Annotated in this window: 16 protein-coding genes, 1 tRNA gene and 1 pseudogene; 7 read left to right on the top strand and 11 right to left on the bottom strand. The window is 43.1% G+C overall.

Annotation, left to right across the window (positions count from 1 at the left end):
* The first annotated feature begins 7 nt into the window (after positions 1–7).
* Both rdgB and hemW read left to right on the top strand, forming a co-directional pair.
* The gene (rdgB, locus tag MNY66_RS03180) at positions 8–601 is read left to right on the top strand and encodes an RdgB/HAM1 family non-canonical purine NTP pyrophosphatase (protein ID WP_047255385.1); all 594 of its coding nucleotides are present in this window, start codon (positions 8–10) and stop codon (positions 599–601) included.
* Entirely contained in the window at positions 594–1727 is a 1134-nt protein-coding gene (gene hemW / locus MNY66_RS03175; protein ID WP_241501426.1) for a radical SAM family heme chaperone HemW, read from the top strand. The genes rdgB and hemW overlap by 8 nt, the downstream gene beginning before the upstream one ends.
* A 152-nt stretch (positions 1728–1879) precedes the next feature.
* On the opposite strand, the gene MNY66_RS03170 is transcribed toward hemW, so the two are convergent.
* The 5 genes from MNY66_RS03170 to trmB all read right to left on the bottom strand — a co-directional run bounded on the left by MNY66_RS03170 (position 1880) and on the right by trmB (position 5995).
* Complete coding sequence (locus tag MNY66_RS03170; protein ID WP_241501425.1) at positions 1880–2833, bottom strand: siderophore ABC transporter substrate-binding protein; 954 nt, start codon at positions 2831–2833, stop codon at positions 1880–1882.
* A gap of 157 nt (positions 2834–2990) precedes the next feature.
* Complete coding sequence (locus MNY66_RS03165; protein WP_047255388.1) at positions 2991–3716, bottom strand: DUF2884 family protein; 726 nt, start codon at positions 3714–3716, stop codon at positions 2991–2993.
* A gap of 209 nt (positions 3717–3925) precedes the next feature.
* Positions 3926–4852: a glutaminase B gene (gene glsB / locus MNY66_RS03160; protein WP_241501424.1), complete on the bottom strand. Its 927-nt coding sequence runs from the start codon at positions 4850–4852 to the stop codon at positions 3926–3928.
* Between the two features lie 97 nt (positions 4853–4949).
* The gene (locus MNY66_RS03155; RefSeq protein WP_047255389.1) at positions 4950–5276 is read right to left on the bottom strand and encodes a YggL family protein; all 327 of its coding nucleotides are present in this window, start codon (positions 5274–5276) and stop codon (positions 4950–4952) included.
* Positions 5276–5995 (bottom strand): tRNA (guanosine(46)-N7)-methyltransferase TrmB, encoded by a 720-nt coding sequence (gene trmB, locus MNY66_RS03150; protein WP_047255390.1) that lies wholly within the window; start codon positions 5993–5995, stop codon positions 5276–5278. Before trmB ends, MNY66_RS03155 begins: the two co-directional genes overlap by 1 nt.
* A 370-nt stretch (positions 5996–6365) precedes the next feature.
* On the opposite strand from trmB, the gene mutY reads away from it, so the two are divergent.
* The 5 genes and pseudogenes from mutY to MNY66_RS03125 all read left to right on the top strand — a co-directional run.
* Entirely contained in the window at positions 6366–7403 is a 1038-nt protein-coding gene (mutY, locus tag MNY66_RS03145) for an A/G-specific adenine glycosylase (protein ID WP_047255391.1), read from the top strand.
* A gap of 25 nt (positions 7404–7428) precedes the next feature.
* Positions 7429–7701, top strand: coding sequence for an oxidative damage protection protein (locus MNY66_RS03140; RefSeq protein ID WP_047255392.1), 273 nt, complete (start codon positions 7429–7431; stop codon positions 7699–7701).
* A 60-nt stretch (positions 7702–7761) separates the two neighbouring features.
* Positions 7762–8832, top strand: coding sequence for a membrane-bound lytic murein transglycosylase MltC (mltC, locus tag MNY66_RS03135; RefSeq protein ID WP_047255393.1), 1071 nt, complete (start codon positions 7762–7764; stop codon positions 8830–8832).
* A gap of 215 nt (positions 8833–9047) precedes the next feature.
* Positions 9048–9123: transfer RNA gene (locus MNY66_RS03130), tRNA-Phe, on the top strand.
* Positions 9124–9262: 139 nt separating this feature from the next.
* A pseudogene (locus MNY66_RS03125) lies at positions 9263–9585 on the top strand (Arm DNA-binding domain-containing protein); the annotation flags it as partial.
* A gap of 31 nt (positions 9586–9616) precedes the next feature.
* Here MNY66_RS03125 and MNY66_RS18005 read toward each other — a convergent pair.
* The 6 genes from MNY66_RS18005 to MNY66_RS03100 form a co-directional block, all read right to left on the bottom strand.
* Positions 9617–9838 carry an IS3 family transposase gene (locus tag MNY66_RS18005; protein WP_420029796.1) on the bottom strand — a complete coding sequence of 74 codons (222 nt, stop codon included), beginning with the start codon at positions 9836–9838 and terminating at the stop codon, positions 9617–9619.
* Between the two features lie 46 nt (positions 9839–9884).
* Positions 9885–10112 carry a hypothetical protein gene (locus MNY66_RS03120; protein ID WP_241501423.1) on the bottom strand — a complete coding sequence of 76 codons (228 nt, stop codon included), beginning with the start codon at positions 10110–10112 and terminating at the stop codon, positions 9885–9887.
* A gap of 35 nt (positions 10113–10147) precedes the next feature.
* Positions 10148–10924: a hypothetical protein gene (locus tag MNY66_RS03115; protein WP_241501422.1), complete on the bottom strand. Its 777-nt coding sequence runs from the start codon at positions 10922–10924 to the stop codon at positions 10148–10150.
* A gap of 365 nt (positions 10925–11289) precedes the next feature.
* Positions 11290–11595 carry a hypothetical protein gene (locus tag MNY66_RS03110; protein WP_241501421.1) on the bottom strand — a complete coding sequence of 102 codons (306 nt, stop codon included), beginning with the start codon at positions 11593–11595 and terminating at the stop codon, positions 11290–11292.
* Positions 11596–11602: 7 nt separating this feature from the next.
* Positions 11603–23365 carry a two-partner secretion domain-containing protein gene (locus tag MNY66_RS03105; protein ID WP_241501420.1) on the bottom strand — a complete coding sequence of 3921 codons (11763 nt, stop codon included), beginning with the start codon at positions 23363–23365 and terminating at the stop codon, positions 11603–11605.
* Positions 23366–23376: 11 nt separating this feature from the next.
* Positions 23377–25092 (bottom strand): ShlB/FhaC/HecB family hemolysin secretion/activation protein, encoded by a 1716-nt coding sequence (locus tag MNY66_RS03100; protein ID WP_241501419.1) that lies wholly within the window; start codon positions 25090–25092, stop codon positions 23377–23379.
* Positions 25093–25159: the final 67 nt, after the last annotated feature.

Below are 25159 nucleotides of genomic sequence, written 5' to 3'. Positions count from 1 at the left end.
CTCTATTATGCAAAAAGTTGTTTTAGCCACCGCTAATCCCGGTAAAGTTAATGAGTTAGCTAGCATACTAGCTGATTTTGGAATGGATATTGTCGCCCAAACAGATTTGGGCATTGGCTCAGCAGAAGAAACTGGCCTGACCTTTATTGAAAACGCCATCTTAAAGGCACGCCATGCCTCTGCGGCCACCGGATTACCCGCTATAGCCGATGACTCTGGTATTTCGGTCGATGCTTTAGACGGAGCACCAGGCATTTATTCTGCACGTTATGCCGGAGAAAATGCGACCGACGAGCAAAATTTAAATAAATTATTATCCGCAATGAAAGATGTTCCTGACCAACAGCGTCAGGCACAATTCAATTGTGTATTAGTATATATGCGCCATGCAGAAGATCCCACGCCGTTAGTATTTCATGGGCGCTGGCACGGAGTAATCACTCACTCACCGTCTGGTTGTGGCGGATTTGGCTATGATCCTATTTTCTATATCCATGAATTTGGCTGTACTGCGGCGGAATTGACCAAACCACAAAAACAAGCGATTTCACATCGTGCTCAAGCACTCGATATGTTATTGGATGCGTTAGCAAATGCTTAGTGTTCCTCCATTAAGCCTGTATATCCATATTCCTTGGTGTGTGCAGAAATGCCCATATTGTGATTTTAACTCGCACACTCTCAAGGGGGAGATCCCCCAGCAAGAGTATATCCAGCATGTTCTCAATGACTTACAGCAGGATGCGCAGCTGATAGGCAATAGAACGGTTAAAACTATCTTTATTGGGGGCGGAACGCCCAGTTTACTCAGTGCAGAATCAATGCAGGTTTTGATGGATGGCGTAAGAAATATTATTACGCTTGACCCTCAGGCTGAAGTAACCATGGAAGCGAATCCCGGTACCGTCGAAGCAGAACGTTTCTATGCTTATCAACAAGCAGGAATTAACCGAATATCTATTGGTGTACAAAGTTTTGGCTCAGATAAACTGATCACTCTGGGACGAATTCATGGACCAGAAGAAGCTAAAAAAGCAGCGCGATTGGCAGCCGAGTTGGGTTTAAGAAGCTTTAACCTCGATTTGATGCATGGTTTACCCGCACAAACTTTCAGTGAAGGATTATCTGATTTACGCCAAGCAATCGAGCTTTCTCCCCCACATATTTCTTGGTATCAGCTGACGATAGAGCCTAATACTCAATTTGGTTCGCGGCCGCCAGTTTTACCCGATGACGATGCATTATGGGAAATTTATACCGAAGGGCATCAAATGTTAACGGCTGCAGGGTATCAGCAATATGAAACCTCTGCTTATGCAAAACCAGGATTTCAATGCCAGCATAATATTAATTACTGGCGCTTTGGTGATTATCTCGGCGTGGGCTGCGGTGCTCACGGAAAAATATCTTTTGCTGATGGGCGTATTTTACGCACCGTCAAAGTTAAGCATCCGCGAGGCTATATGGAAGGTCGCTATCTTGATCAATCCCATCAGGTCAGCGATGAAGATCGGCCATTTGAATATTTCATGAATCGATTTCGTTTGCTCGAAGCCATGGAACGCTCTGATTTTACGCGTTTTACTGGCTTATCCGAAGCACGTATTCGGTCCCAATTAGATCAAGCGATAAAGCAAGGGTATATCACGGAAACCGCAACCCAGTGGCAAATTACTCAGCATGGTAAATTATTTTTAAACTCACTTTTAGAGCTATTTTTAAATTAAGCATCAGCATAGCGTCAGTAAGTACTAACATTATTAGCTAGATTCAATGTTATTAGGCTAAAGAGTGCATTATAAAAATCAAAAAGATCAGCCGAAAGGCTGATCTTGGATTAACTGAAAACATTCGAATAACAATAAATAATGGCAACGAATTAGAGCGCGTTAGCCACCGCATTGACTTGCTCCGTCAAGCTGACTAAACCACCGCCTGATAAATACCATAAGTCGGACTGCAAATAGGTGATTTTACCGTCTTTATAAGCGGTAGTTTGTTGAACATTAATATCTTCAAACTTCACTTTATCCAACTTCTCGGCACCAATCGCTTCGCTACGATCAATAATTAATATGACATCTGGATTAACCTGAGCAATCATTTTGCTATCGACTAATCTACGCTTAGTTTGCTCACTCGCCGTCTGTGGCGGTAACTCGGCACGCTGAGCTTTGACAACATCATAGACTACACTTTGATTATTCGGCATTAAATTGCCGGCATTATGCAGCAAAACTAGCACTTTTTTATTTGATTTAGCTGCTTTATCTTGCGCTTTAGCTATCGTTTTATCTAACTCGGTTAACTCGGCATCAACCGCAGGTTGTTGCTGATATAAATCGCCCAGTAAATGAAGATTGGATTTCACTGATGCCAAATAATGCTTGCTGTCAGTTCCCAAATTAATCGTAGGCGCAATCTCACTTAATGCCGCATAAGATGCACCTTGGCGCCCAGTAATCACAATAAGATCGGGTTTGATCTGTGCTAATTTAGCTAGATCAGGTTGTTTCATCCCCCCCGCATCTTGGATTTTTTTAGCTAATTTATCTTTCAGATATGCAGGGGCATTCCCCAAAGGTAATGCCACCACCTTATCGCCTAATCCCAATGTATTCATCGAGTCATAAACACCAAAATCAAATAAAACAACTTTTTGTGGATTTTTAGGAACCGTAGTTTCCCCCGAAAGATGTTTAATCGTTAATGTATCAGCAGATTGAGCGGTTACAGCATTTGGTGTAAATAATGTGGTTTCGGCAGAGCTTAACGCATAACTGGAAGAAAAAGCCAAAATAGAGACTAAAACGGCGGGAAGTAATTTTTTCATATAATGCACCCGTGAAGTAATTTAAAAAGCCTGCTCAGCATTCTAGAGACTCACGGGAACAAGTCAATCAAATAAGAATCAATTTCATTTAGATTTTCATTAAGCTTTTTTGGGCGCCAATGTAAAAATACATCATATTACGCCCATAATATAAATATTATTTTAATGAATTCATTAAGCTAATACGCTGTTGTTCTATGTATCCTGCTTTTGAACAAACTTGTTGTCCAAAGATTTTAAAACTAGCTTCTTGCTTCTTCCATTCGGATTCTAACTCTTGCTGCAACCCGCCCATATTACCTAACAGGCCTTGCAGTGATTGCTTGGCATCACCGCCGGAAAGTAATTGCTTACGACCCATTTCATTAATACTGTCTTGCAGCATACCGCCAAGGCTTTCATTCATTAACTGTTTGCCTTGCGCTTCTAGCTTGTTAATCGCTTGATGATGGAATGTCAGATTCTCAGGGCTCGTTTCAATAACTTGATTTATTTGACGATTAATATCACTTTCTAATTTAGTTAATCGATTACGCACATTACTATCTTCACCAATAACACGAATCACCACTTTATCCAGCGATTGGCGTGAGTTAGCCAGTTTTTGTTCTGATTGCTGTTTAATCCAAGGTAAATCATTTCTGACTGCTGATTGATAACGCAGTGCTCTTTCTTTTTGCTGCTCATTGAGGTTCAACATTTGGCCATTTAAGGTCACATCACCTTTAGGCGTAATAATCATGTCGCCATTTGCCCCAACCACTTGTACGGACTGCGGAGTCACTATGATGTCATCTTTAAAGTTAACTGAGCATTGATAATCTGCTGCCAGTGCACTAGCAGAAGTCAGAAAAGAAATAGCGACCAACGTATGACGTAGCATAAATTCTCCCGTAATTTGCCATTATGGCAGTTTTTACCTGTTAAAAATGGCCATATGTTGGCCCGCTTGCTAGACAATAATGGTCCAGCGATTCAATCATTTGCCCTCGATATTTGGGCTAAGTTATCAGTCTCTGAAACAAATCCCTGAAATAAGTCCTTTCCGATGATTTCGGACGGGTCTTTATCTTGCCAGCCTATTCATAAAATTCAAAAGATAGAACGACCGATTTGTTTGGATAATAATTCTAAGGCAGCGCAACCCGCCAAAGAGTTCCCTGCTTTATCTAATTCAGGGGACCAAACCGCCACGGTAAAATCTTTGGGAACCACACAAACAACGCCCCCTCCGACACCCGATTTCCCCGGCATACCTATACGAAAGGCAAATTCTCCAGAACCATCATACATACCACATGTCATCATCAACGCATTAATTTGTTTAGCTTGTTGCGGCCGAAGGATAGCTTTGCTATCACTATAGCCAATGCCATGGGTGGTAAGATAAGTAAAACAGCGCGCTAATTCAACGCAGCTCATGCTTAATGAGCAATAATGAAAGTAAATTTCTAGCGCTGAAATCACTTCGTTTTCAAAATTCCCAAAAGATTTCATCAAATAAGCAATCGCCGCATTACGACTTAAATGCTCCATTTCTGATTTTGCCACGGCATCATCATAACGAATGTCTGATTGGCAAGACATTTTGCGTACAAATTCTAACATGCGCTGCTTAGGGGCACTTAAACGAGATTGCAGCATATCAGCAATAATAATCGCCCCAGCATTGATAAACGGATTACGCGGTATTCCTTTCTCCATTTCTAGTTGAATCAGAGAATTAAACGGTAAACCTGAAGGCTCCTTTCCAACACGCTGCCAAATTTCATCTTCCTCATAACGCGTCATTGCTAAGGTTAAACTTAATACCTTTGATATCGATTGAATCGAAAATCGTTGTTCAGCATCCCCCGCTTGAAAAATATCACCGTTTGCCGTACAAACCGCAATACCTAAAGAATCGGGAGCGACATTGGCCAGTGCAGGGATATAACTAGCAACACGACCTTGACCTATCAAAGGGCGCACTCTTTCTAAAATATCGGACAATAATTGATTAGAAAACGATGTACTCAATGAAACCACCCCAGAAAATAAAGGCACCCATTACGGTGCCTTTATTTAATAACTATTTATTTAAAACTATTCACTTAAAAGCGATAAAATATAGTGATTATTCCCACCAAACATCAAAAAGTTCTGATGTTTCTACGTCTTTCAAGCCTTTTGCTGTTAGCCAGTTATTTACGGATTGTCTGTGCTCTTCAGTACATTTTCCAATCCCTTGAAGGCAAACTAAACCTTCCCAGCTTAGATAACCACTTGCGTCAAAAGCCAAGCCCTGAGGCTCAATAACTTCAAGGATCAGCGCATCTACTACACTGTCAATTTCTTCTACTGATGTACCTTCAGCAAAACTCCACTTTACGCTAAAACCCAGTTCTTGAAACTCATCAATACGAAGTTTTTTACGTAAACGACGACTACGCTGTTTAGCCATTAGTTAATCCTCTTAAACATTAAATCCCAGACACCGTGCCCTAACCGCTGGCCCCGTTTTTCAAATTTTGTTACTGGGCGAGACGCAGGACGATCAACATAATCCCCCTGCTGAGAAAGGTTTTGGTAGCCTTCTACGCTACTCATAATTTCGAGCATATGTTCAGCATAAGGTTCCCAGTCGGTCGCCATATGGAAAACTCCGCCAGGCGACAATTTGCTTAATATTTTTTGAGCGAAAGGAACTTGTACAATTCGACGTTTATTATGCTTCGCTTTATGCCATGGATCAGGGAAAAACAACTGCACCATATGCAGGCTATTATCCGGGATCATCCTATCTAAAACTTCGATAGCATCATGACACATAACCCTTAAATTCTGAACGTTTTCTTCAGCGGCATCTGCTAAACATGCGCCTACTCCCGGAGCGTGTACTTCAATACCTAAAAAGTTTTTATCTGGATTTTGTGCCGCCATAGTAACCAATGACGTTCCCATACCAAAACCAATTTCCAAAACGACTGGATTATTATTGGCAAAAATAGAGGCGAAATCCATCGGTTGTGGTTCAAATTCAATACCCATAACCGGCCACACTTGCTCTAGTGCATCTTCCTGACGTTTTGTTAGACGCCCTTGACGACGGACAAAACTACGAACGCGGCGAATAACGCGGCCTTCTTCATTATATTCTGGGGAAATGACGTTATTGATCATAATAATAGAAACATTAAGAATTAATCGGCTCTGCTCTGGCTATAAGCCAATAAAGCAAAATTAGCGGCGCAAAGAATCATCATTCTTATCTACGCCCATCGCAGTACGAGTTATAGCTATGCAGCTATGCAACACACTACGCCTGTATCAATATAATTTGATAAGTTCGGTATGCTGAGGGCTTAGTGATACGATAAATAATGCGCTGCCCCCAAAGAAGCATGGAGTTTAGCAAACCTTGAGCAAGTATGCATGATGAAATCCGAGTATATTTACAAACCCAAGCATTAATAGCGGTTTACAGTTGTTCTGGTCTATGTTGCAATCATTAACATTGGCGTTAACTTAATTGATAAAAATATCGTTTCAAATGGAAGCTCAACAATTCTCTCGTGCAGTGCTCAATTGGTACCATAAATATGGTCGCAAAACGCTTCCTTGGCAGCGTGAAAAATCCTCTTATCATGTATGGCTGTCTGAAGTTATGCTTCAGCAAACCCAAGTTGCCACTGTCGTTCCTTATTTTGAACGGTTTATTTCCCGATTTCCAACAGTTGTGGATTTAGCTGCCGCCCCACTGGATGAAGTGCTGCATCTGTGGACCGGCCTTGGCTATTATGCGCGCGCGCGCAATTTACATAAAGCCGCGCAAATGATTGTCGAACAACATAAAGGTGTATTTCCGACACATTTCGATGAGGTCTTAAATCTTCCTGGAGTCGGCCGTTCTACTGCAGGAGCTATCTTATCACTCTCACAAAATCAACACTTTGCTATTTTGGATGGCAATGTAAAACGAGTTTTAGCCCGTTGTTATGCCATTGAGGGCTGGCCGGGTAAAACAGAGGTTGAAAATAAACTTTGGCAGATTAGCTGCGCAGTAACACCCGCCGAAGGAGTACAATATTTCAATCAAGCAATGATGGATTTAGGGGCGATGGTATGCACCCGCAGTAAACCGAAATGCGAACTGTGCCCATTACAATATGGTTGTCTAGCCCATGGAAGGAGCAATTGGCAGGATTATCCGGGTAAAAAACCGAAAAAAAGTATTCCAGAAAAAACTCGCTGGTTTTTGATTTTACAGCAAGGTGATAGCGTATGGCTCGAACAGCGCCCACCGACAGGAATTTGGGGCGGCTTATTTGCCTTCCCTCAATTCGAAAGCCAAGAAAGCTTACATCAATGGCTAGCAGATTCAGGAATAGAGCATCAAGTACCGGAGCAACTAATTGCTTTTCGTCATACGTTTAGCCATTTTCACCTAGATATTATACCTGTAAAGGTTAATATTCAGGGGTTTTCATCGATGATGGATGAAGATAAAGGACTTTGGTATAACTTACAACGTGGCGCGACAATCGGTCTAGCTGCCCCAGTAGAAAATTTATTAAAACAATTGCGTTAACTGCCTGCCTATTGAGGACATAAATATGAGCAGAATAATTTTTTGTACATTTTTACAACGTGAGGCTGAAGGCCAAGACTTTCAGTTATATCCAGGCGAATTAGGTAAAAAGATATTTAATGAAATATCTAAAGAGGCATGGAGCCAATGGATGAGCAAACAAACCATGCTAATCAATGAAAAAAAACTTAACACCATGAATATTGACGACAGAAAACTACTCGAACAAGAAATGGAAAAGTTCCTGTTCCAAGGTCACGATATTAAAATTGACGGTTACACGCCACCAGAAGAATAATTTGTGGATCTGTCAGGTACTTAATACCTGACAGACACCCTGTTAGATGTTGTGAGTCCTATGAAAAAATTATTAGCGCTGACGTTATGTATCCCTTTGCTGATATCTTGTTCCAGCAAGAAAGAAATTGCGTTTGAACCTAATTATGTAAAAGACACTAATGGATTTGATATTTTAATGGGGCAATTTGCCCATAATATTGAAAATATTTGGGGGATTAAAGAAGTCCTCATTGCAGGACCTAAAGATTACGTTAAATATACGGATCAATATCAAACACGTAGCCATATCAACTTTGATGCGGGTACCATCACCATTGAAACTATTTCATCAATTGAACCTGCGGCTCATTTGAAAAAAGCCATAGTTACCACATTATTAATGGGTGACGATCCTGGTTCTATTGATCTCTATTCAGATATTAACAATATTCCCCACAGCAAAGAGCCATTTCTTTTTGGTCAGGTTGTCGATAATACCGGTGAGCCTATTCGTTGGGAATGGCGAGCAACTAAATTTGCAGATTATCTGATAGATAAAAAAATACAACGCCGTCAATCTGGGCTAAATGTCGTATGGTCAGTTACTCTACAATTAGTTCCGAATCATTTAGACAAACGCGCACATAAATATTTGCCGTATGTCCGTAAGGCATCTGCAAAATATGGTATTGATCAGTCGCTAATTTTAGCCATTATGCAAATTGAATCGAGTTTTAACCCTTATGCTGTAAGTCGCTCCGACGCGATGGGCTTAATGCAAATTATGCCTAATACCGCCGGTAAAGATGTTTTCCGCTCTCAAGGAAAATCTGGCGTCCCTAGCCGCAGTTACCTTTTTGATCCAGAAAAAAATATTGATACTGGTACTGCTTATTTAGCTATTTTACAAAATAGCTATTTAGGTGAGATAACTAACCCAACATCAAGACGTTATGCGGTAATAACCGCTTATAACGGAGGTGCGGGCAGCGTACTCAGGGTATTCCATAGCGATAAAAAACGTGCCGCGCAGTTAATCAATGGCTTGGAGCCTGGAGATGTTTTTGAAACGTTGAAAACTAAGCATCCTGCCGCAGAATCACGTAATTATCTAATTAAGGTTAATAAAGCGCAGAAAAGCTATCGTTAATTAATCTGGCGGCTCTAGATTATCCCCACCAATGCTCCCGAATAAGGGAATATATCATGGGTGGGGATTTCTTATTTTATATTTAGCTTTTACGCTTACAAGCTAAACAGCTTGATTAATTATTAGCTAACTCGTTGAAAAAACGCGCATACAATCACTATTTTAAATAATTTTTATTGACGCTCTACTGAATATCGGGTTTAATACATCTCGTTGCCCGGATAGCTCAGTCGGTAGAGCAGGGGATTGAAAATCCCCGTGTCCTTGGTTCGATTCCGAGTCCGGGCACCACAAATTTTGAAGCCTCGCAGAAATGCGAGGCTTTTTGCGTTATAACAATCTTCTAAATCTGCTTTCCCCCAAATTTAAACTCCTTTAAATCAAGTATCTGTTAGATAACTCTTGGCATCCATTATATTCAATGCAAATGATTGCGCTCAGCACCCGGCAAATACACAGCGCCAAACCTAAATAAGCTCCCTGATGAGCGTGGTCTTTACCTTCTCATTAAACCTAATAGCGCTCGTTACTGGCGAATGAAATATTGCTTCGCAGGTAAAAGAGAAGAAATTATCGATTGGTGTATACCCTGATATTTCTCTTGCTGATGCACGAGTTAAACGTAATGAAGCCAGAAAGCTATTAGCTGAAGGTAACGATCCGGCTGAACAAAAAAAGTTAGAGAAACTTGCGAAAAAGATCACCGTAGAAAATACATTTAAAGCGATTGCCATTGAATGGCACACCCATAAGTTATAAGGGTCAACTAAAATTGGAGATTATTTTAGGCAGTTTTTTGTAATTTATGCTCATATTGCACTGGCGATATATTTCCCAATCTTAAATTTTTTCTTTTTTGATTATAGAATGGTTCGATATAATCAATAATGTCACTTATGGCTTGGTATCGAGTGCCATAACGCCGATAACTGACTCGCTCAGATTTTAAACTTCTAAAAAATCGTTCTGTGACGCCATTATCTAAAAAATTTCCTGCACGGCTCATACTTCCTTCAATACCCTTTTCTTTTAGTGACTTTTGAAAAGAGTCTCTAGTATACGCTCAGTTGACTTGCAGGTTTGCTATACAGTTTCTCGGACAGCATTCCCACCGCTTCGGCCGTCATCGCACCCAGCGATTGAGCCCCTGCATTTTCACCTTTTGCCAGCGCTAATGCAACATTGGCAATACCGTGGGCAGCGAGGCGGCCTTCCTGATTTTCTTTCGGTATTTGCTTGGCGATTTCATTCGCGATATATGGCGCACTCGCATTGGCCACCGCTTTGCTTACATCGCCATTCACCAACCCTTGGATTAACGCCGTGCCTGATTCGACGATACGGCGCTTATCGCCACCAACGCCCCACTCTGACGCTTGAACCGATTTTTCAATACGGTCGCATCTCGAATGGCCGTTTCATCCCCTTTTAAGTTCGGGTCTTTGATAGAATCAATGGCTTTCTTGCGCTCATCATCTGTAACTGGCGTTTTATCAAAGTTTTCCTTTTCTTTCTTAGTCGCTTTTATCCTTTCATCCGTCACCGCAATATCGGTAATCTGCTTGCCTAATTCACCGATTAACTGCCTTTTCTCTATCCGTTTTTGCTCTTTTTCTTTGTCAAAAATGGTATTCAGCTTTTCATGGGCATTGTCCGTATTTCGGCTTAAGTCAGTAACATCTTGTTTTTGATTAGCCTTATCGCGAATAACAATCTCACCTTCCGACACCGCTGAGTGGGTGGTGTTGCTGTCTTTGCCTGTGTTATTCACATTGGTTAGCAATGAACCGGCGGCATTACCCGCAAGCTGGTCTGCAAATGGCGCGCCCCCGGTGCTAAAGCCGCCACTTTGACTGTCGACCTTGTAATCAGCTTTGTTTTTGATATCCCCAAAGCCCAGCGTGCCCGTATCCAGTTTATTTTTATCTGCCTCTGCGCTACTGCTAATCACTGCACCATCGAGTTGCGTGTGCTTGCCAACGGTGATATCAAAGCCACCTTTGCCTGTGTTGATGTCAGTTTGTTTATCCACCGATTGATAATCGCTGTGCATCTCGGTTTTATTGGCATTCACCGAAGCCGTGGTATTCAAGCCCGTTCCTATACTGCCGCTTAAACTCCCGCCCTGTTGCTTTGAGTCGTATTTATCGGTGGTTTGTTAAGATATCTTTTATATAACAAGAGAAATAAATAAAAAGATTAGACGCAGATCTTCGTGCCGACGGCTAAAGGTGAAGTGGTTAAAACCAAACGATATTCAATGAGTTATTTACAGAATAGAGTTCAACCCAACCTCAGCCCATAACTGATCATCAGCGGTAAGCAACTGAAATATATGTAATTTAAGTCGGGTACGCACTACACCTCACTCGCCAAGCCGGACTGTTGATCATCCGGTTGGCAGAGGGGGGAGTGAGACGGCTAAGGGAGATCCCAGTGCAGAGCTGGGATCTTGTTCTAGATTAAATCTTCACCATTGAGAAGGACTATTACGTTATTTTTACCTAATTCACTTTTTACTAAACTAGCGATCTCATTAGTGCATATTTCAAGTAGCTTATTCGATACACTAATATAAAAATAAGATTCGGGATCTAAACCAAATTCATTTGAAATTTCTTTATCAAACGGACCTAATTCTTTTGCTCTATATAAAATATAATGCTCAGGAAATATCTCTGGGTGCTTAGCTACAAATACATCCAGTTTTTTCTGTAATTCAGCAACCGATAATGTTGTATAACATCTTAAATCTATAGACATATTTTCCTCACTTAACTCGAACAGCATTTCCAGTTTTATCAATAATAATAACTTTATCTAATCCCATTATTGGCCACTTAGTAAGCTGTTGCTGCAATTCAGGAACTGAAACTTTAGTATCTGATATATTAATAACTACATTATTAGTTTGTCCCTTTTCGATTTTTCCTTTTACCTCAGACCATATATTACGAACACTACTCGACTTAGGTGCATAGTTATCAAAAATTTCACCATTAATACGATAGTCAGGATCTTTATTTCCTGAAACGATTGGGTTTTGTTCTACATGGAAGCCAGACTTAGATAATATTTGTGCACTCTCATTTTCACGATTAAGAGACCGAATATTTTCCTTTGTCATTTGTGGAGTGACTTTTGTGACATGCCCTGTTAAGGAACCTTCCGATTTAGTAATTGAATTGCCAATTGTTCCTGTCTGCCAAATATTTGACTCAGGCGAAATAATTCCGCCGTTCGGCTTACCTGTAACCTTATTCCCTAAATAACCACCCGATACAGCCGCACTGCCAAGACCAACATTGATTAAGCCATCAGTAATTTTACCATCTGCAATTTGTGCAAGGCCAGTTCCTGTTTGATAGGAACCGCCTGAAATCAACGCTAATCGCATTAATTGGCTTATTCGTCCCGGACCTGCTAATAAGGCATCTGTGCCAATCATCGCTTGCCATTCATGTCTAGCTTGAGTGCTTAACTGGTTTAACGCTTTATTATATTGCTCATCTAGAACAGGTTCTGCTCGGCTTGTATCATTTAGAATTACATTTATTTGCTTAAGCGCATCCGCTTCACTGACACCTCTTAGCTGTAATTGCACACCAATCGCATTTAGGTATTCAGTTAAAACCGCTTGTTCTTTGCCATTCAACAATCCTTTGCTATTTCTATCAATCAAGCTATTTGTATATTTATCTTTATCCATTAAATAAATAATATCTAAAGAAGCTGACTTAAGGTTTTTACCTGCCTCTTGATCATCAAGCGCTTTATCTAGAATTTTCCATTCATCTTTACTTAAGTGGTTATTCTCAACCGTCGCCTTCCCTGCCTCTGCTGCATTGGCGGCACTGGATGTATCACCTCCGACTAGCCCGCCTGCAATACCTGCCGCCAGACTCGCAAATGCACTCACCGTGGCTTTTTCATCTTCGGTCAGTTGGCTTACATCTTTGCTATACAGTTTCTCGGACAGCATTCCCACCGCTTCGGCCGTCATGGCTCCCAGCGATTGAGCCCCTGCATTTTCACCTTTTGCCAGCGCTAATGCAACATTGGCAATACCGTGTGCAGCGAGGCGGCCTTCCTGATTTTCTTTCGTTATTTGCTTGGCGATTTCATTCGCGATATACGGCGCACTCGCATTGGCCACCGCTTTGCTTACATCGCCATTCACCAACCCTTGGATTAACGCCGTGCCTGACTCCACTATCCGACGATTATCACCGCCCACTCCCCAACCCGATTTATTGATTTCAGCTTGAATCGCCTGCTCTTTGATATAGCCGTCTATCACGCTTAAATCATTTGTCTCTTTCCCTTGTTTTGCTAGCGCTTTTTGTGCTGCCTCTCTTTCTTTATCTGTTGGCGTTTTATTTTCCGCATTCACCTTCTTCGTGGCTTTTATCCTTTCATCCGTCACCGCAATATCGGTAATCTGCTTGCCTAATTCACCGATTAACTGCGTTTTCTCAATCCGTTTTTGCTCTTTTTCTTTGTCAAAAATCGTATTCAGCTTTTCATGGGCATTGTCCGTATTTCGGCTTAAGTCAGTAATATCTTGTTTTTGATTAGCCTTATCGCGAATAACAATCTCACCTTCCGACACCGCTGAGTGGGTGGTGTTGCTGTCTTTGCCTATGTTATTCGCGTTGGTCAGCAATGAACCGGCGGCATTACCCGCAAGCTGGTCTGCAAATGGCGCGCCCCCGGTGCTAAAGCCGCCACTTTGACTGTCGACCTTGTAATCAGCTTTGTTTTTGAGATCCCCAAAGCCCAGCGTACCCGTATCCAGTTTATTTTTATCCGCCTCTGCGCTACTGCTAATCACTGCACCATCGAGTTGCGTGTGCTTGCCAACGGTGATATCAAAGCCACCTTTGCCTGCATTGATACCCGTTTGTTTATCCACCGATTGATAATCGCTGTGCATCTCGGTTTTATTGGCATTCACCGAAGCCGTGGTATTCAAGCCCGTTCCTATACTGCCACTTAAACTGCCGCCCTGTTGCTTTGAGTCATATTTTTCGGTGGCTTGTTGGCTTGATAAAGTTAAATCGCCACCGACATTGGCTTTCACGGTTTCACCGCTCACTTGGGCACCCGTCAGTGTGGTGTCTTTGCCGCTGTTGAGGATCAGTTGTTTACCCGCATTGACTTCAGTATCGGTATAGAATTGACTGTTACCTTTCTCAAAACCACTGCCTTTATTCACGCTGGCATTCACATTCCAACCGCCCGTGCTAATACCCGCACCGATTGAGCTGCCTTGGCTCTCGTTTTTGCCATCTACCGTTTGCGTGTTGGTCGCACTGGTCAAATTGATATCGTTTTTGGCGGTTAAGTTAATATCTTTACCAGCACCCACTTGGCTACCTTGTACCGTCAGGTTACCTTGGCTATTTTCTTTTTTGCCTGTCGCAGTAAGATTAATATTATCGCCGGCGCTTAGGCTACTGCCTGATGCAGTATTTTGCTGTGTTTTGGTGGTGGATTTAGAAGAACTGCTGCCGTAAGACATATTGATGCCAAAAGCATCTGCCGCACTACCACCTTCTTTCAGACCAGCCAACTCACTCGCTTGCTGAGCCTGAGCCCCTTGCAAACCTGCCTTCATCCCTTTAAGGGCGGCTAATTGTCCATCATCTTCTTGTTTCGCCGATTTGGCGGTTTGCACCATTCCATCTAACAGACTCCCTGCGGCTCCACCTAACGATACCGTCAATCCGCTGGATTTGGTTTCCACCGTAGTGATATCGGTACGGCTGTTTTCAGCCGCAGTGATATTCACATCACTGCCGGTCACATGGATATCTTTCGCCGCAATTACATCGCTGCCATGAATGTTTGCTGTCTCCCCGGCGGTTAAGTTCACATCTCCTGCCGTGCTACCGATCACGCTGCCTTTTTTCTGGTTACTGTCCGTATCGGTAGTGACTTTTTGTGAGGTTGAACCCAGGGTAAAACCTAAACCGCCACTGCTCATTAACCCTGATTTGGTGGTTTTCGACATATGCGTTTCATGGGAGGCTTCGTCAGAGGTGGTGGTATTTAATTGATTTCCCGCATTAACGCTAACATCGTTGGTTCCAAGCAAATTGCTCCCTTCGAGATTAACGTCATTCCCGGCGGTCACTTTCACGCTATCACCGCTAAAGGTACTACTGATAGCAGTGCGCTCGTTCACCTCATCATGGGTTTCTTTAGTGGTACTCGATAAGAAACCTTTATCCGTATGTTTAGTGTGTTTTGCATAGTCATTGGTTTCAATACCCGAGGTGATATTGATGTCACGACCCACATTTATCTCCAGCTCGCCACCGCTGGTGACATTCGCTGCACGGGCAGAGACATCTTGCCCAGCCGATAACGTTAACTCCCCTTGGGTGTGGATTTGTGTACCGACTTCTGCGCTGTTAGCGCCACGATAGTAATTGCTTGAATTATGCGTGTAATCAAAGGCCGAGCTAACATCGTGGGTTTCTAAACTAATATCACGCCCTGCGAGAATAGATGTTTTACCCTCTACACCTATATTACCCACATCGGTTGCAATGAGGTTGATATCTTGCACCGCTTTTAACGTAAGCTGTCCATTATCACCGGTGACGTAAATACTGGCTGGGCGATCAAGCCATTGGGCGTTGCCTTCGCCACGTTGGACGGTTTCACTGAGAATATCCCGACCCGCTGATAGCGAAACGTTATCTAACCCACGGATTTCCCCGCCGATATTTTTAATATCTTTTAGAGCATCAAGTTGAATGTCTTTGCCCTGCATGCGCCCGCTATTTTCGATATTTTCAGCACGCAAATCGGTCAATTCACGGCTACTAATTTCGCCGCTATTGAGAATATTTTCCGCCATATCAGCAGACACATTGCGGCCTGCCAGTAGCGCACCGTTACCCTTTAGATCCCCCTGACGGGCTCGGACATACACCTGTGGAACACTGACCATTTCAACGCGGCCATCTGGCAGCGTAATTTCTTTATTGACCATCCACACGATATCGGTGGTCAAGTTCACCATTTGTTCCGGTGATAAGGCAATACCTGGAGCCAGGTTAAATTGTTCACCAAATGCGACGCCATTGGTCAGCAGCGCACGGTATTGTTCTTCATCACTATTGTAGTTACCTAATAAGCGCTGTCCTGTGGTTTCAATCAATTGGTCACGGACTAAACGCTGTTCATAGTAGCCATCGCCTAAGCGCTTGTGCAGTTGATCGTTGGTGACAATATCGATACTGGATAGCCATTTTTTGTAATTGGTGAACCGGGGATCGGTTTCAATCAGGAATTGGCTATCACTGCCTGGTATGAGGTTAAACAGGCTGTTATCAGGCAGTTGGGTATTGGGTCCAACAGTTCTGATCACCGTATCGAGATTATCTTTAGCTTCAGGTGCCGTTTCTGCGGTGATAGTTTCCCCTTTACCTGCATCTGCTTGCCCTTGGATGTCCGTACCTTTACCGATATTGGCATCATCAATTTGCAGTGATGAATCAACCTGTTTATCATCTTTGACATCAACTTGGCCTGAAATTGCAGGTAATTGTGTCACTTCCAGTTGCTGACCGGGCAACAAGTCTAATGGTGTATTCTTACCGTTTTTTAACGCCTGCTCAGTAACAGTTGTCCCTTGATTTTCTTGCAAGTTAGCATTCGAAACACCTTCGGCTTGCCCATCGAGTTGGTTCACTTTCGCTGCATCAAGCTGAGTTTTATTGATGCCACCCGCATTCTCGGTAACTTCTAATAAATGTAATGCTACATCTTCTTCGCTATTAACCCCTTGGTATTTTGACGTGCTAGTACGCGTTTTCCATGTGCCACCGCCTTTGTAGCGATAAACCGTATTTCCATCTTCAAAAATACGGCGAACACCTTGTGCTTCTTCGTTATTCAGATCATAGCCTGTCAGGATTAAGTTTTGTCCTGCAACCACGCGAGAATTTTCATTATTAAGTTGTTGACCATCGAGGGTTAAATGCTTACCACTGGTAATCAGTGCAGCATCACGTTTTATGACTTGCGTTTCATAAATGATACGGTCGTAATCATACTCATAGAAATTTTTAGTCCAATTACCGTACTCAAACATCCGCCAGCGATTAGATTTTTCATAGTGAATACCGACTTCTTTGTTGAGTGTGCCATCGTCATTAATAGCATAGCGAGTCTGGTTTCCATTACGGGGCTGAATTTTATAGCGTTTGCCATTACCAAAATCGTACCAGTCAAAGTGCTCACGGCTCACTTCGACGGCATCATCTGTCAGCTGTAAATGGATATCTTTATTTTCAAGTAAATTCGTTTTTAATGTGAGGCTACCGGCCGCTTCAATATTGGCACTGTGGTTTTTCACGCTTTTGGCATGGCCCGTAGCTTGTAACTGGTCGTTTAATTGGTTACCGATAACTAAATCGCCATCACTGTAAATTAAAGCATGATCACGGTTTAAAAGTTCAGAAACGCCAATGTTGACAGCTTTACGCCCTGCGATAACGGCAGCTTTGTCTCCTTGTTTATCATTGACTAACGAATTCACTGCAATGGCAAGGAAATCACCATAAATACGTCCTGTACCTAAGTTATCTAAAGAATTAGCAACAATATAAGTTAATAGGCCGTCTATAAGCCCTGTATTCAATACCTGACCACTGGCTTTAATTCGCGTATTTTGCCCTGTGATTTCACCAGAAAGTTGGTTAATAATGGTCGTCGTGGTTAAAGCCAGCTCGCCAAGGCTAGAAATGAGTCCTTTATTGGTAAACCCTTGTGCAAAATTAGCGGTTAAGTTTTCGCCCGCCTGAATGCGTCCAGTATTTTCAACGTGTTGGTTGAGAGTCAGCGATAACGCTTTTTGTGCGATAACCTTGCCTTCACCCGTTAATTGGTTTGCAACAATAGTGGCGGAGCCATTACTGACTATCACGCCTTGTTGGTTTAATAAATCTAGGGCTTTACCTTGCGCATTATCGGTTACAGTGAGTTTTGTCCCCGCAGATAGCATCCCTTGAGTATTATTCAAGCTTTGCGCCACATTGGCTTCAATTGCTCGCCCTGCACGAACCGCTCCGCTTTGGTTATCTAAACGTGTAGTTCTGAGGCTCACATTTAGCCCCTCAAGGCCTTTACCGGCTTGGGCTGTGTTTTTGTTATCAATAGACCCCGCAGAAATATCAAGGTTTTCATTGGCTTTAATCCAACCTTGTTGGTTCTCGACTTGCTGTTTCACTGTCAATTCAACATGATTAAGGCCTTGAAGCGTCCCTTGCGTATTATTCAGCTGTTGGCTGCCAATATGCAGATTTTCACCCGACAATATCTGCCCTTGCTGATTATCGATATCTTGCGCAATTGTTAGGTCGGTATTTCCTTGCGACTGTAAAGTCCCTTCGCGGTTACTAAAAGACGCTCCGGTAATCTGTGTCGAGGATTGACTCAGCAATGTGCCTTTTTGGTTATCAATATGATTTGCATTGAGGTTTAAACCTTGCTTACCTTGCAAAAAGCCTTGTTGATTATTGATATCATTAGCTTTTAACGTCAGTATCCCTTTACTTGCCAATGTGCCAGCTTGGTTCAATACATTATTTTTTTGAGTATTGATGTCCAATAGCGTACCTGAGTAAATCTGCCCCTGCTGATTATTCAAGACTTGAGTGGTTAAGACACTTGCCCCCGCCCCCTGAATTTGACCTTGTTGGTTAGTAAGTTTACCGCTGTTGAGCGTCAGGTTTCCGCCACTTAACACCCCGCCACTTTGCTGCGTATCATTATTATTGAAAAGTTCACCATGGGTATTCAGCGAAAGCTGTTCACCTGCCTGCACGCGCCCTTGCTGGTTATCAAGTTCACCACTGTTTACGCTCAGTATTTTCGCCGCTATGATTTCACCTTGGTTGTTATCAATACGGTTCTGCTGAGTATCTAACGTGATTTGGTTGGCTTGAAGGTGTCCCTGCCGGTTAATAAGCTCACCGACTTTTAAGGCTAACGTTTGACTGGCAAAAATGCCTTGCTCATCGGTTTTGGCGATATTGGTTAAGCGCTGACCTTGGGTATTCAAAATGATTGATTGACCTTTAATCATACCTTCGCGGTTATCCAACTGCTGGGTTTGCATTTCAATCACCGACTGGCTACCAATCAAGCCTTGTTGGTTATTTAAGCCTTGGCTATTTAAATCCAACTGATTTTTCGCCACAATGCGACCCTGTTGGTTATTCAGTTCGCCTGTATTTAACGTTAATCCACCTTGTGCATAGATCCCTTTATCTTCGCCACTTTGGGTATTATTGAGTTGCTCACCGTGGGTATCAATTCGCATATCGCTACCCGACTGAATTGACCCTTGATGGTTGTCAATTTTACCGCTGTTTAAGGTCAACTGTTGCTTCGCCAACAAAGAACCTTGTGTATTATCAAATAGCTGATTGTGCGTATTAATATTAATCGTATTCGCTTGGAGATAGCCCTGTTGATTTTGCAGCGCTTGGTTACGCATCTGCAATAATTGCGCTGCCGCAATTAATCCGGCTTGGTTATTGATTGTATGGGTAACATCCAGCGTGATATCGCCATGGCGAGCAACCAATTTGCCTTGCTGATTTTGGATATCACTGGCCGCTATATTCAGCCCATTCTCTCCAATGAGTGCGCCGCTTTGGTTTAATAATTCATGAGTTAAATCAACCTTAAGATGACCATTTTTGGCGGTGATAACTTGTCCGTCACGATTGTCGAGACTATTGGCTTTCAATGAGAATGAGCCATTACTGCCTATTTCACCCACTTGATTATTCAGCTTCCCTTGAAGCGTGATTTCTCCCGCTTTATCACCCGTTTGTAATAATTTACCGCCTTGGTGATCAAGGCTATTTGCCGTCATGAGGATCTGATCGGCTTGCGTCGTAGCTTGATTGAGTGAAAGGCTTCCACCTTGAATATTTAAGGTATTAGCTGCCAATATTTCACCGTCATCACCTTCAAGTGATTGACTATTTAAGGTGACATTTCCCAGGCTAGCAATCACTTTACCGGCGCGGTTAATCAGTGATTGCGTTTTAATGAATACACCTTGACGACCAGTTAACGTTCCACCCGCGTTATTCAGTGCTTGCTGAATTTGTAAGTCTAATTCGCCCATTTTCGCACTGAATATTTTACCTTGCTGGTTTTCAAGGGTATTCGCGTTGATCAGCCAAGAACCATTACCGCTGATATCACCCGCTTCGTTATTCAGATGTTGTGATACAATGATCGACCCTTTTTGCTCACCCAGTTGAGTCATAGTTGCTTGCTGATGGTTCAGGTTATTCGCCGTCAGTTGGATATGTTTCGCTTGGGTATTCGCCTCAGTCAGGTCAACCTCTTGCCCATGGAGTTCTAACTCGTCATCCGCAACGATTTCGCCGCGCTGACCTTGCAGATTTTCAGTGGCAATCAGTATATTGCCTTGTTTGCTAATGACTTTACCATCAACGTTAGTGAGCAACGGGGCATTGAGAGTTAAGCCTTGCTCGGCAAAAAGGGTTCCTTGTGTGTTATCCACACCGTCTTTAGCATTTAAAATCAATGCACCCACTTTTGCGGCAACCACAACGCCTTGCGAGTTAGCCAGTTTATTGATATCCAGATTTAACGTGCCTTGGCTGCTAATATTTCCTGACTGGTTATCAAGAGTTTGAGCCAGCTTGATTTGCCCTTTTTCACTGCCCGTTTGTAGCATTTGTCCACGTTGATGGGATAGATTTCGCCCTTCAATTTGGATGTTATCTGCCTGCGTCAGCGCGTCATTAAGATTAAGTTCATCCCCCGTCAAAGCTAGTTTGCCTGTCGAGAGAATTTCGCCTTTTTCGCCATCCAATTGTTTAAGCACCAATTGGTTATCGCCAAAGCTAGCAAGTATTTTGCCGGATTGATTGATTAAGCGTTCCGCTGCCAGCTGAATACCTTGGTTACCCAATAATGTCCCTCGGGCATTATTCAACAATTGCTGAACACTGACGGTCAATTGTCCCAATTTTGCAGCAATAATTTTGCCGTCTTGGTTATTCAAGCCGTTTGCCACAATATCAATTTGACCATTACTGGAGATTTCCCCTCGCTGATTATCAAATTGATTTTGAATATGTAGTTCCGTTTTGCCTTCCCCTGTTTGCAGTAACGTTGCATCCTGATGGGTAACGTTGTTGGCAAAAATAGAAACTTGGTTTGCTTGTGTGAAGCCTTGGTTTAAATTGATATCAGCGCTTTCTAATCGCAATGTATCTTGCGCAAAAATAGTGCCTTTTTCACCGTTTAAACGATTTGCTGTTAATAAAGCGGCACCGGATAAACTGCTGATTTTACCTTGCTGATTGATCAGTTTATCTGCGTTGATCATCAAATACTTATCGATTTGGACGACACCACGCGTGTTGTTGAATTCTGTTGCTGCGGTGAGATCTAAACGATGGTTCGTGCTGGTGAGTAATTTACCGTCCGTGTTGTCAACCGTCCTTGCCTGTAAATTCAAATCACCTTTGGATGCAATACTTCCTTGGTTGTTATCCAATCCACTAGCCACATTGAGCTTCATCGTTTTATCGCCCGTCTGCAACATGTTGCCCTGACGATGAGATAACGCATTGGCCTGTAACGTGATGTGCTCTGCTTGGGTGGTTGCATTATCCAAATTCACCGATTTTGCAGTTAAGTTCAATCCGCCATGGGTAAAAATTTCCCCTTTTTGCCCATCCAGCTTATCGGACTGGATGGTAAGGCCTTGCTTGCCTGACGCTAAAATCGTGCCTTGTTGGTTATTCAGGTGTTGACTTTGAATATCGACTTTGCCATCACGGCTTAATAGCTGCCCAGACTGGTTATTCAACTGATTAGCAATAATCGAGGTGTCACCCGCAAGGTTGATTTCTCCTTGTTGGTTATTTAATACCTGAGTATTCAAGGTATTTTTTGAATTTCCTTTTTGAACCAGTTTCCCGTGCTGATTATCAATAAACTCGGGCGCGGACAGACTTAGTTGATTGGCGACAATCTCCCCTTTTTGATTATCAATGCCATGCTTGGCGGTCAATACCGCATTGTTGGTTGCCAGTAAATGCGCCTCTTGGGTGCGAATATCGGTTGCCGTTGAGGTCAGCGAAATATTCTTGGCTTGGGTATTGGAATGAGATAAATCTACAGCGCTGCCTGTTGCCGTTAAAGTATCTTTGGCAATAATATCGCCTTGCAATACAACGTCTTTATCGCCTTTAACGGTTAACGAACCTGCGGAAGTTAGTTTGCCTTTACTGTCGACCCCAGCGGCTAATAAGGCGGTTCTGTCACTGTTGATTTTCTCTGCACCTAGTGCTGCATGACGCCCTGCGACGATTTGACCTTTATCGGTGTTGGTTATTGCCTGTTTCGCATTGAGCTGAATATCGTTTTGTGCCAGTACTGTGCCGCTATTATTGAGCGCTTGCTGACTGTTAAGGATGATATTTTGACTTGCTGTTATTACGCCAGTATTTCCAATTTTACCGTCAGCGGATAAGGTAATGTCACCGGCTTCGGCACCAATATGCCCCGCATTACGGACACCCACCCCGTTTTCTGTCCCGCGCATTTTGATGGTATTGGCATACATGCCCCCCAGTGCAGCAACGTCTAAAGCAAACTCGGGTTTATCCTCAGTGGTGGAATACTCCGTTTTGAGCACGGTTTGACCATCCACCGCAACGGTATTTTTACCCGTCGTAATCGCCAAATCTTTGGCGTGCAGTTTGGCATTAATATTCACTGAGCGAGCAATCAATGCCGTATAGTTAGTTCCGTTACCGTTATAGCCTTGACCCAAGATCTCAATATGGCCTTTATCAACGTCAAACCCTTTTATTTTGCCATTCTCTATCAGCGTCTTACCCGCTGAGAGTAACGCTTTGTCGGCGTTAATAAAACCACAACCATTACAGGTAATGCCCGCCGGATTGGCGATAATCACATCCGCTTTTTTCCCGGCAACTTCAATAAAACCATTGAGTTGGCTTGGGTCACGACTGTTCACTTCATTTAATATAATTTTAGCCTCACCTTTGGCTAACCAGTCATTACCTTGAATTATCCCGCCGAGTTGTGTGTTAACATTGGTGCTACTGTTATTGAGGATAGCGCCTTTATGATCGACATCGAATTGGCTATATTGGTTACGTGAAACCCCATCCCGATTTGGCGCTTGAATATTGACTTGCGGCAAACCATTTTGGGTATTCACAATGGTTGGCTGCTGATTTCCCGGCGCGTTACCATCGGCAATAATAGTCGATGCCGAAGCACTAAAACTCACCATGCCCAGCGTGAGCCAAAGTGAAGTAATTATGGGTTTGATTGACCAACGAATTCGGCTATTGGTTGTTTTCTCTGTGCGATTTTCAGTCAGGCAAGCAGGGCCCGCTTGATGGCTACGTGTGATATCTGCAACCACCATCACCATTTGGCGAGCGGCATTAAAAATTAAGCGATAAAATAACTTATTCATCCTGAGATACCTTAATAATTCCAGTTAACAGAGAATGCAAATGTTGCCGGATCGGTTTTAAAGCCATTAGGTTTAGAGAAGGGGGTTCCGAGTGATAGGTCATAGCTCAAATTGGCAGCGGTAATTGCCCCACGTAAGCCGATAGCGCCACCTGCAAGATGTGTCCCTAAATTAATGTCAGTCCCACGCCCGCTAATTTTGCCGTAATCGACACCCACATACAGTTCTTGCGCGGAGACAGGCAATGTCCATGATAAGGTATTACGTAGCGTCCAACCTTCATCCGCACTAAGAGTACGTTCACCATCAAAGCCGCGCACCGTCCAACGGTTACCGATACTGAACTGATCTTGCGGTGTCAGTGGTCGGTCACTGATTTGACGGGAGTATTGGGACTCAAACCGCAACGATTGGTCTGCCAAGGTAAATGGAATACTTGCAGAAGCGGAAAATTGCATGATAATCGCCAGTGCGGTCGCATAATCTTGGGACGCTTTACTGCGAAACTCTTCGTAGGCAGGCATCGCCCCAAACCAACGCGTCCCGTGCTGATAACTCGCCCCCACATTTACGGTCGATTGCCCAATATATTGACGATGATTAAGACCGAGCTTCCATGCGGTGGTGCGCCGTTTTTGGTTTTCAATTTCGGTGTTTTGCACAAAGTTACGGGTTTCGCGCAAATTCACATCATAGGTCGCGGTCGTTTTGGCGGTCGCATCACGGTATAAAACGTTGCTCAGTTGCAGATTCAGGCTTTTACTTTTACCGCGATATTCGATATCGCTGTTCGCGCCCGCGATAGTTTGGGTATATTCATAATCGCTCGCGGTCGTGGCAAACTGCCAATACCCAAAGGGTACCGAGTAATGGGCGCTGTAGTTAGCCGTATCTTTATCGCTGGAAAAACTTAAGTCTCGCGTCGCCGTAATATAGAAAAGATCGCTGAGGGAAGTCGGGTTATCCAATGCCAGCATCACGCCCGCTTGATTTTTTCCCGTGCTTTTTGAGCCTGAATTATCAACCCATGCCCCTGCATGCCAATAACGTGATTGCTGACGCTTAATCACAATCTGAGTTTCACCGGGGGCATCTCCGGGGACCATTTCCATTGAGGCTTTTACGGTCGGCAAACGCTGTAAGTTTTCCAATCCTTGCTCAATATCTCGTAAATCCAATAAATTTCCCGCACGCGCAGGCATCGCACTGTATAACGTACTGTAGGTCGAGGGATCATCAGTGAAAACAACTTTTTGTACTTTTCCAGGCAATATCAATAACTTAAGAATACCCAATGATAAATCTTGTTCTGGTACTAATACGCGAGTCGTTATCCAGCCATGGCTGATCAGCCGATTTTGCATATCAGTCACTAAATGATTAATACCTTTTACACCGACACAATGACCGACGGCTTGATTAGCTAAACGCTGAATCGGCACCCAATGTGGCAAACTTTCCTGCCCTGTTATAGAAACACGGTCTATGGTAAAACACGGTCTTTCATCGGGAAATTGCAATCGGCTTTTTGTGACTGGATCTGACAACGTGACATTCGGGACTTTAGCATCAAATTGCTGTTGTTGTGCTTGTTGCTGCTGTCTTTGTTGCTGAAACAGCGTATCCGTATTCTCGGGTCGAAGCATGGAGGCACTTGCCAGTAAAGGCGATAATGCCATAACCGAAATAAAGTGATGCAAATAGGTGTGTGTAGTTTTTAATCGCATTACATGTATTTATTGTTCTGTTCAAGTTAAGTGTTAACACAAAACATGACATTATTTTACATAAATA

It is taken from the genome of Moellerella wisconsensis (assembly GCF_022592395.1).
Lineage (GTDB): Bacteria > Pseudomonadota > Gammaproteobacteria > Enterobacterales > Enterobacteriaceae > Moellerella > Moellerella wisconsensis.
The sequence above is the reverse complement of the archived record's forward strand: the minus strand, read 5'-3'. Positions and strand labels throughout refer to the sequence as shown.

Excerpts from the sequence above, each read along its gene's own strand:
- rdgB (WP_047255385.1), top strand. The coding sequence starts at position 8 with ATGCAAAAAGTTGTTTTAGCCACCGCTAATCCCGGTAAAGTTAATGAG.
- MNY66_RS03165 (WP_047255388.1), bottom strand. The coding sequence starts at position 3,716 with ATGCTACGTCATACGTTGGTCGCTATTTCTTTTCTGACTTCTGCTAGT.
- trmB (WP_047255390.1), bottom strand. The coding sequence starts at position 5,995 with ATGATCAATAACGTCATTTCCCCAGAATATAATGAAGAAGGCCGCGTT.
- mutY (WP_047255391.1), top strand. The coding sequence starts at position 6,366 with ATGGAAGCTCAACAATTCTCTCGTGCAGTGCTCAATTGGTACCATAAA.
- MNY66_RS18005 (WP_420029796.1), bottom strand. The coding sequence starts at position 9,838 with ATGAGCCGTGCAGGAAATTTTTTAGATAATGGCGTCACAGAACGATTT.
- MNY66_RS03110 (WP_241501421.1), bottom strand. The coding sequence starts at position 11,595 with ATGTCTATAGATTTAAGATGTTATACAACATTATCGGTTGCTGAATTA.
- MNY66_RS03140 (WP_047255392.1), top strand. The coding sequence starts at position 7,429 with ATGAGCAGAATAATTTTTTGTACATTTTTACAACGTGAGGCTGAAGGC.
- MNY66_RS03170 (WP_241501425.1), bottom strand. The coding sequence starts at position 2,833 with ATGAAAAAATTACTTCCCGCCGTTTTAGTCTCTATTTTGGCTTTTTCT.
- MNY66_RS03155 (WP_047255389.1), bottom strand. The coding sequence starts at position 5,276 with ATGGCTAAACAGCGTAGTCGTCGTTTACGTAAAAAACTTCGTATTGAT.
- MNY66_RS03105 (WP_241501420.1), bottom strand. The coding sequence starts at position 23,365 with ATGAATAAGTTATTTTATCGCTTAATTTTTAATGCCGCTCGCCAAATG.
- mltC (WP_047255393.1), top strand. The coding sequence starts at position 7,762 with ATGAAAAAATTATTAGCGCTGACGTTATGTATCCCTTTGCTGATATCT.
- MNY66_RS03100 (WP_241501419.1), bottom strand. The coding sequence starts at position 25,092 with ATGCGATTAAAAACTACACACACCTATTTGCATCACTTTATTTCGGTT.
- hemW (WP_241501426.1), top strand. The coding sequence starts at position 594 with ATGCTTAGTGTTCCTCCATTAAGCCTGTATATCCATATTCCTTGGTGT.